At 70.3% G+C, this 5,926-nt stretch carries 8 protein-coding genes; 2 read left to right on the top strand and 6 right to left on the bottom strand.

The window, feature by feature from the left end; all coding sequences use genetic code 11:
• From ACFVST_RS13730 to ACFVST_RS13710, 5 genes are all read right to left on the bottom strand, one after another.
• Positions 1–525, bottom strand: a 525-nt coding sequence (locus ACFVST_RS13730) for an alcohol dehydrogenase catalytic domain-containing protein (RefSeq protein ID WP_390150127.1), incomplete at its 3' end; no start/stop codon positions are given.
• On the bottom strand, positions 522–1,532 hold the full coding sequence (locus ACFVST_RS13725) for a hypothetical protein (protein ID WP_390150124.1): 1,011 nt from the start codon (positions 1,530–1,532) through the stop codon (positions 522–524). The genes ACFVST_RS13730 and ACFVST_RS13725, both read right to left, overlap by 4 nt.
• Positions 1,533–1,564: 32 nt before the next feature.
• Positions 1,565–2,314, bottom strand: coding sequence for a dienelactone hydrolase family protein (locus ACFVST_RS13720; RefSeq protein ID WP_390150121.1), 750 nt, complete (start codon positions 2,312–2,314; stop codon positions 1,565–1,567).
• Between the two features lie 40 nt (positions 2,315–2,354).
• Positions 2,355–3,056, bottom strand: coding sequence for a class II aldolase/adducin family protein (locus ACFVST_RS13715; RefSeq protein WP_390150118.1), 702 nt, complete (start codon positions 3,054–3,056; stop codon positions 2,355–2,357).
• On the bottom strand, positions 3,053–4,051 hold the full coding sequence (locus tag ACFVST_RS13710; RefSeq protein ID WP_390150115.1) for a TAXI family TRAP transporter solute-binding subunit: 999 nt from the start codon (positions 4,049–4,051) through the stop codon (positions 3,053–3,055). Before ACFVST_RS13710 ends, ACFVST_RS13715 begins: the two co-directional genes overlap by 4 nt.
• A 158-nt stretch (positions 4,052–4,209) precedes the next feature.
• On the opposite strand from ACFVST_RS13710, the gene ACFVST_RS13705 reads away from it, so the two are divergent.
• Entirely contained in the window at positions 4,210–4,665 is a 456-nt protein-coding gene (locus tag ACFVST_RS13705; RefSeq protein ID WP_390150113.1) for a MarR family winged helix-turn-helix transcriptional regulator, read from the top strand.
• Between the two features lie 154 nt (positions 4,666–4,819).
• On the opposite strand, the gene ACFVST_RS13700 is transcribed toward ACFVST_RS13705, so the two are convergent.
• On the bottom strand, positions 4,820–5,137 hold the full coding sequence (locus ACFVST_RS13700) for a hypothetical protein (protein ID WP_390150110.1): 318 nt from the start codon (positions 5,135–5,137) through the stop codon (positions 4,820–4,822).
• 58 nt (positions 5,138–5,195) lie between these two features.
• On the opposite strand from ACFVST_RS13700, the gene ACFVST_RS13695 reads away from it, so the two are divergent.
• Positions 5,196–5,471, top strand: coding sequence for a hypothetical protein (locus tag ACFVST_RS13695; protein WP_390150108.1), 276 nt, complete (start codon positions 5,196–5,198; stop codon positions 5,469–5,471).
• The last annotated feature ends 455 nt before the right edge of the window (positions 5,472–5,926 follow it).

The following is a 5,926-nucleotide window of genomic DNA, read 5'->3' as shown; positions in this document are numbered from 1 at the left end:
CACCACCCTGCACCGGTCCATCCCCACCACGAACGGACCAACCCGGCTCCGAAACCCGACGAAGAAGCGGCCCTCAAACAGCCCGGTAAAAACAGCCAGCCAGTGCGGCAGACGGATGTACTCGGCCAACCCGCCGTCGTGGTAGCGGTCGTAGAGCGGCATGGGAACGTCACCGAAGGCGGCGTGGCCGATCATCGCCTGCTGCGGGCACATCATGTCCCGGTCGGAGCGGCAGTGTGCGCAGCTACGGCAGTTGAGGTTGGGGTGCATCCGCACCCGGGTGCCGGTGGCGATCCCCTCCACCTCACCGCCGACGGCGGCGACGGTGCCGGCGGCCTCGTGGCCCAGGGTGGTGGGCAGGTGCTTGAACGCGCCCTGGGCGAGCAGCGTCATCATCCCGGGGGCGAGCCCGGCGGCGGCCACTTTCACCAGGACGTCGTGGGGTCCCGGCTCGGGTATAGCGATCTGGTGCAGGTGCAGCGCGGTGGAGCCCTGCTGGGCGCGCGCGGCGAGCATGGCGGTCATGGGGTGCGGCTCCTACGTCGGGTCAACACGTCTGGCGATGCCAGGAGTTCGGGGGTGTACGGCTCGGCGGTTCTGGTCGTCTCGGCGATCTGCGGGAGCTCGCGGTCGGAGAACAGCGCGATGTGCTCGCTGACTTCGGCGCACACGCTGGTGTGCGCGATGCCGAGCGGGACGCGGACGAAGTCGCCCGGCCCCAGGGTGACGACGCCGCGCTGGCTGACCAGGGTGCGGCGGCCGCTGATCTGGTACTGGATCTCGTCGGCGTCCAGGGTGCGCCGGTAGACGCGCCGCCGCCCGGGCCGCAGCCGTACGGTGCCCAGGCGGAAACCGGCGGAGCGGTACAGCCAGGTCGTGCCGTCCTCGCCGGACGCGGTGAGGACGCCGATGCGGTCCTGCTCGGCGTGCACCTGCTCCAGCAGTCGCCGTTCGTCGACGGGGGCGACGGTGATGTCATGGCCGGGGGTGCCCATGCACTGGGTGACGGCCTCGTTGAGGTCGCCCGGTTCCCAGCCGGGGAAGGGCGGGAACACCGCTTCGGAAGTCCGCAGCGGGGCGCGTTCCTCGGTGACGGGGGCGGGTGTGTAGAAGAGCAGGTGGCTCTCGCGGCGCCCGTAGTTGTCGTGGGCGACGCCGCGGGGCAGCCGGGAGAACTCCCCGGGCCGGTGCTCGACCACCCCGAGTTCGGTCATCAGGGTCCGCTCGCCGGCGATCTGGTAGGAGATCTCGTCCACGTCGCAGTTGCGGTGGTAGAAGGGCTGCCGGTTGTCCATCGTCTGCCATTCGACGCGGAGTTGAGCGCTCTCGTAGACGCCGCGCGGTGGGGCGAACGGCACGGACTCGTAGGCCTGGGGGAAGTGCACCACGCTCAGCGGCTCGTGGTCCCGCCAGAGCTTCACCGGGAAGGGGTTGGGGTGCGGAGGGGACAGCAGGAGGTGCTCGTCGCGCTGGATGCTGCGGGTGGGTTCGTCGGAGCAGGCGACCGCGACGACTTCGGTGACAGTGCCCATGGAACGTCCTTGTCTCGCCGGGAGAGCAGTGCTCAGGAGGCCGCGGGCAGGTAGGTGTCGAGGAAGGTGTGGGTGCGCCGCCAGGCGGTCCGCGCGGAGTCCTCGGCGTACATATGCGGGCGGGCGTCGCAGGCGAAGGCGTGCCCGGCGCCTTCGTAGACGTGGCTCTCGAAGGTGACGCCCGCGGCGGTGAGGGCCTGCTCGATGGCGGCTACCTGGTCGCCGGGGATGGTGGGGTCCTCGGCGCCGACGTGGAGCATGACGGGGGCGTCGATGTCCGCGGCCCGGTCCAGGACCGCGTGCGGGCCGGCCGCGATGCCCGGGCCGTAGAAGACGACGGTGGCGCCCAGGCCGTGGATGCCGGTCGCGGCGGTGAAGGCGGCGCGGCCACCGAAGCAGAACCCGTGGATCGCGGTGCGGGCGGCGGGCACCTTCTCCGTCTCGGCGAGGTGGGTGAGGACGGCCTCGGCGTCGGTGGTGATCGCGTCCGGCCCGATGGCGCCGATCAGCGGCATGGCCTCGGCGTGCTGCTCGTAGGCGAGGGTGCCGACGCCGTTGCGGTGGAACAGGTCCGGGGCCAGGGCGAGGTAGCCGCGGGCGGCGTAGCGGCGTGCGATGTCCTGGATGTGGTCGTTGACTCCGAACGCCTCCTGGAGGACGACCACGGCCCGGTCGGCGGGCCGGGCGGGCCGGGCGACGAAGACGCGCATCGGTCCGTCCGCGGTGGGGACGGTGGTCCAGTCGGCGGCCGCGGCGGAGTGGTGCTGGTGCTGGTCGTTCATGGGGCGAATTCCCTTGCTGTGTACTCGAATTGATGGGTTGTCAGGGAGTGGTGGCCGCCCGGCGGAGGAGGTAGCGGTAACCGGCTTCGAGCTGGCTCGCGGGCCAGCACTGGTCCCGTTTGGCGCGGGCCTCGGCGGTGTCGGAGTGCACGACCGGCCCGCCGGCCGCCGCCTGAGCCCGTAGCTGGAGTGCGCAGGCCCGGTCGAGCAGTACGGCGTGCATGACGGCCGCCGCCACGGTGGGTCCGGCGGACACCAGCCCGTGCTTGGGCAGGAGGGCGGCGGGAGCGTCACCGAGGGTCCGGGCGAGCCGCCGGCCCAGTTCGGGGGTGCTGACGAGCCCTCCCGTGTCCCGGAACCTGGGCACGTCGTCGCCCCCGAACAGGGCTCCCTCGTGGGAGAGCGGCAGCAGCGGCACATCGAGGGCGGCGAAGGCGATGGCCGACACCGCGTGGGTGTGCACGGTGCAGCGCACATCCGGGGAAGCGCGCAGCACCTCAAGGTGGATATGACACTCCTTGTGCGGAGCCCCGTCACCGAGGACCAACTCGGCGTCGTACGACACGAGTTGCAGCCGGTCGTCCCGGACCTCTTCGAGGCCCCAGCCCGGTGCCTTGATCCAGATGCCGCGGCCTTCCGGGTCGCGTACGGCGGTGTGCCCCCAGACCATGTCCCCCTGGCCGCCCGCGGCCAGCGCGTGGGAGGCCTCCACGGCGAGCCGGCGGGCCTGGGCGGGTGTCATACGGTGGGCAGGGCGTCGTAGTAGCGGGCGGCCCCGGGGTGCAGGGGGATCGGGGCGCGGCCCATGGTGGCGGGGTCGAGCGGGTAGGTGACGGGGCTGCGTTCCGGGGCCAGATGCCGGTACTGCCCTTCGATGATGTGCCGGGTCTCCCCCAGCACCCAGGCGATGGCGTAGGCCACGTCCTCGGGCAGGTCGGCGCGGGTGCACACCAGGAAGTCCGAGAAGTCGAGGGTCCTGAAGGCGGCGCGGCCGGGGAAGTACCCGTCGTCGACCACCGCCGACGGCCAGCCGAAGTCCTCCCGCAGGCTGTCCAGGACGTCGTCCTCGACTTCGAGGAAGTGGAAGTCGGGGCCGAGCTGCTGCCAGGCGGGCAGCATGATCGCCTCATGGACGATGGCGTTCGCCCGCCCCTGCGTCACATGGTCCAGCGACTCGAACGGCCGCTCGTCTTCGAGCAGTTGGCCGCCCCAGCCCACCACGTCGACACCGGCGCGCGTCAACAGCTCATGGGCGGCCAGGCCCACGTGGTTCACACCGTCGTGGACGGAGGTGGCCAGCCGCAGGGCGGGCTTGCGCTGGCGCAGTTCGGCGAAGGTGGTGATGCCGAGGTCCTTGTGCACGGCCACCACCAGTCGGTCCCGCTGCGGCACCACACCGAGGGCGCGCAGCTCCGGGACGGACTCGTCAGCGTAGACGCCGCGACCGTCAAGTGCCGCGGTGGCGAAGGCGGTTGGCGTGGTGAGTGCGACCTGCACCTCGCCCCGGCCCACGGCCCACACCGCGTCGCTGAAACCCCTGCTGTTCCAGGTGGCGATCCGGGTGTCCGGCCCGCAGCGGTCCGCGAGCTCCTGGGCGATCCAGCCGCATATCCGGTGCAGGTTCGCGCTGCCCCAGTCGCCGCGCAGATGCAGCGTGAGGGAACGTTCGATCTTCGGCTCGGCCGGTCGACCGGTCGAAACGTCGGAGGGACTCGTGGGACCACCCATGGGACTCATGGGGCTCATGGGACTCATAACGCTCCAGTCCTGAATAAGAGGACGCATGTCCTGCTGAACGGTCAGCATAGAAGGCGAGCCGCGAAGAAGCGAGAGGTTGCGGGTCTCGGGTCCAGGGATATACCTCTACTCCTAGAGTTACCAGATATGGTGGCCTCGTGAGCGAGCGAGAGCCTGAACACCTACCCGACGACCTGGTCCGCCTCGCGTGGACGCTGCACCGGGCGCTCCGTCAGCGCCAGACGACACCGACCGGGGAATCGACCCGCCCGCTCGCCCAGGTCGAGGTCCTGCGCCTCATCGAGAGCCGGCCGGGGATCAGCGTCCGCGACATCGCCACCGCCCTGCGAATGCAACCCAACAACGTGAGCACCCTGGTCACGCGGTTGACCCGGGACGGCTTCATCGACCGCCGCCCCAGCCCGCACGACCGCCGGTTCGTGGAGCTGCACCCCACCGGGAAGATGATCACCGCTGGCGGCGAGGTCAACGAGAGCCTCAGCAAGGCGATCACCGAGGCCCTGCGACAGCTACCGCCCGGCGCCGGGCAACGCATCGGCGCCGCCCTGCCCGACCTGTGGGAACTGGCCCGCACCTTGGCCCCGGCCTCGTAGGCGCGGCAGGACGAGGGCCGGACGTGGCTGCGGCCGTCGTGGTTGGCCTGAACTGGTCGGCAGGGTAAGGCGTTTGGAACCGTGTGGTTGCCGATCTTGTCTTCCTTGTCGTTCAGCGAATGTCTTCGGGAAGGCCCCCCATGTGGTCGCAGAGCTACAGCCAACGGACCGTCCGCCTGATCGCCGGAGCCGTACTGGCGGTGACGGCGGCGGGTGTCACGGGGTGCTCGAAGGACACGGACTCCGCCGCGGACAGGAAACCGGCCACGAAGACGCCGGCCGCGAGCGAACCGGCCACGGACGGGCCGCCCCCGAGCGAACCGGCCACCGACAAGCCGACTGCGAGCGAACCGGGCACCGACGGGTCGGCCTCGGGGAAGCCGACGGCCGAGGAAGCGGTTGCCGCGTGGTACACCGCGGTCATCAAGGGCCAGCCGAAGCGGGTGTGCCGGCTGACGGCGAAACCAGCCACCGCTTCGTCACCCGCTCAGGTCGGCACCCCGTCGAGGTGCCGCAATGGCACACCCGAGATGCGTCAGACGCGAAAGCAACTCAGGACGTTCCGCCCGGTGTTCACGCCCAAGCAGTCCACGAACGACCCGAAGGTGGAGGTCGCCCACGTCCCGGAGACGAACGGCAAGGTGGTGGTCCCGGCCGACAAGATCACCATCGACGGACAGACTCTGGAGCAGGTCATCCTGTCCGACTCCACCGGGGTCGAGCAGGGTCAGGTGGACGTCAAGACGGAGTCCACCAAGATCGATGACGCCTGGTATGTGACCGACCTCGGTTTCCACATCGGGTGAACTCGACGCGGTCCGCGGCGACGCAAATCCTGATGCAGCAGAACGGGATAGGCTCAACCATCGCAGGCTTCCTGGGAGTTGGGGGGAAGCGCGGCGGGGCGGCTCCAACAGGTGCCGGGTACCGCACATTTGGACACCATGACGGCCAACTGCCTTGACGACGACGCTCGCTGCCACCCCCTGGACTCCTTGGCACGCTGGCTTCGGCCGAGGGTTATTACGACGTAATCGTTGTGGACGGCCCGCGCAGTCACGGCGGACGCCTACGTCCCCTACCCCGGCGGTCCGCTGAAGTGCCGTAAGCCCGCGGCGAGTTGCCCGCCGACACCGCCCCCTCGGCCCGGTGGTGATCCGGCCCGGTGCGGTGCCTTACCGTATGACCGTCTGCATTGGCGGAGACAACACGGAGAGGGGTTGCGAGACCGGCTTGCGAAACGGTATAGCGATCATGACCC

It is taken from the genome of Streptomyces sp. NPDC058045 (genome assembly GCF_042885635.1).
In the GTDB taxonomy this organism is placed as follows: Bacteria; Actinomycetota; Actinomycetes; order Streptomycetales; family Streptomycetaceae; genus Streptomyces.
Note: the sequence above shows the minus strand (reverse complement) of the source record. Positions and strands in the feature narration are given on the sequence as shown.

Coding starts and splice junctions, on each gene's coding strand:
- ACFVST_RS13725 (WP_390150124.1), bottom strand. CDS start 1,532: ATGGGCACTGTCACCGAAGTCGTCGCGGTCGCCTGCTCCGACGAACCC.
- ACFVST_RS13720 (WP_390150121.1), bottom strand. CDS start 2,314: ATGAACGACCAGCACCAGCACCACTCCGCCGCGGCCGCCGACTGGACC.
- ACFVST_RS13715 (WP_390150118.1), bottom strand. CDS start 3,056: ATGACACCCGCCCAGGCCCGCCGGCTCGCCGTGGAGGCCTCCCACGCG.
- ACFVST_RS13710 (WP_390150115.1), bottom strand. CDS start 4,051: ATGAGTCCCATGGGTGGTCCCACGAGTCCCTCCGACGTTTCGACCGGT.
- ACFVST_RS13695 (WP_390150108.1), top strand. CDS start 5,196: ATGCGTCAGACGCGAAAGCAACTCAGGACGTTCCGCCCGGTGTTCACG.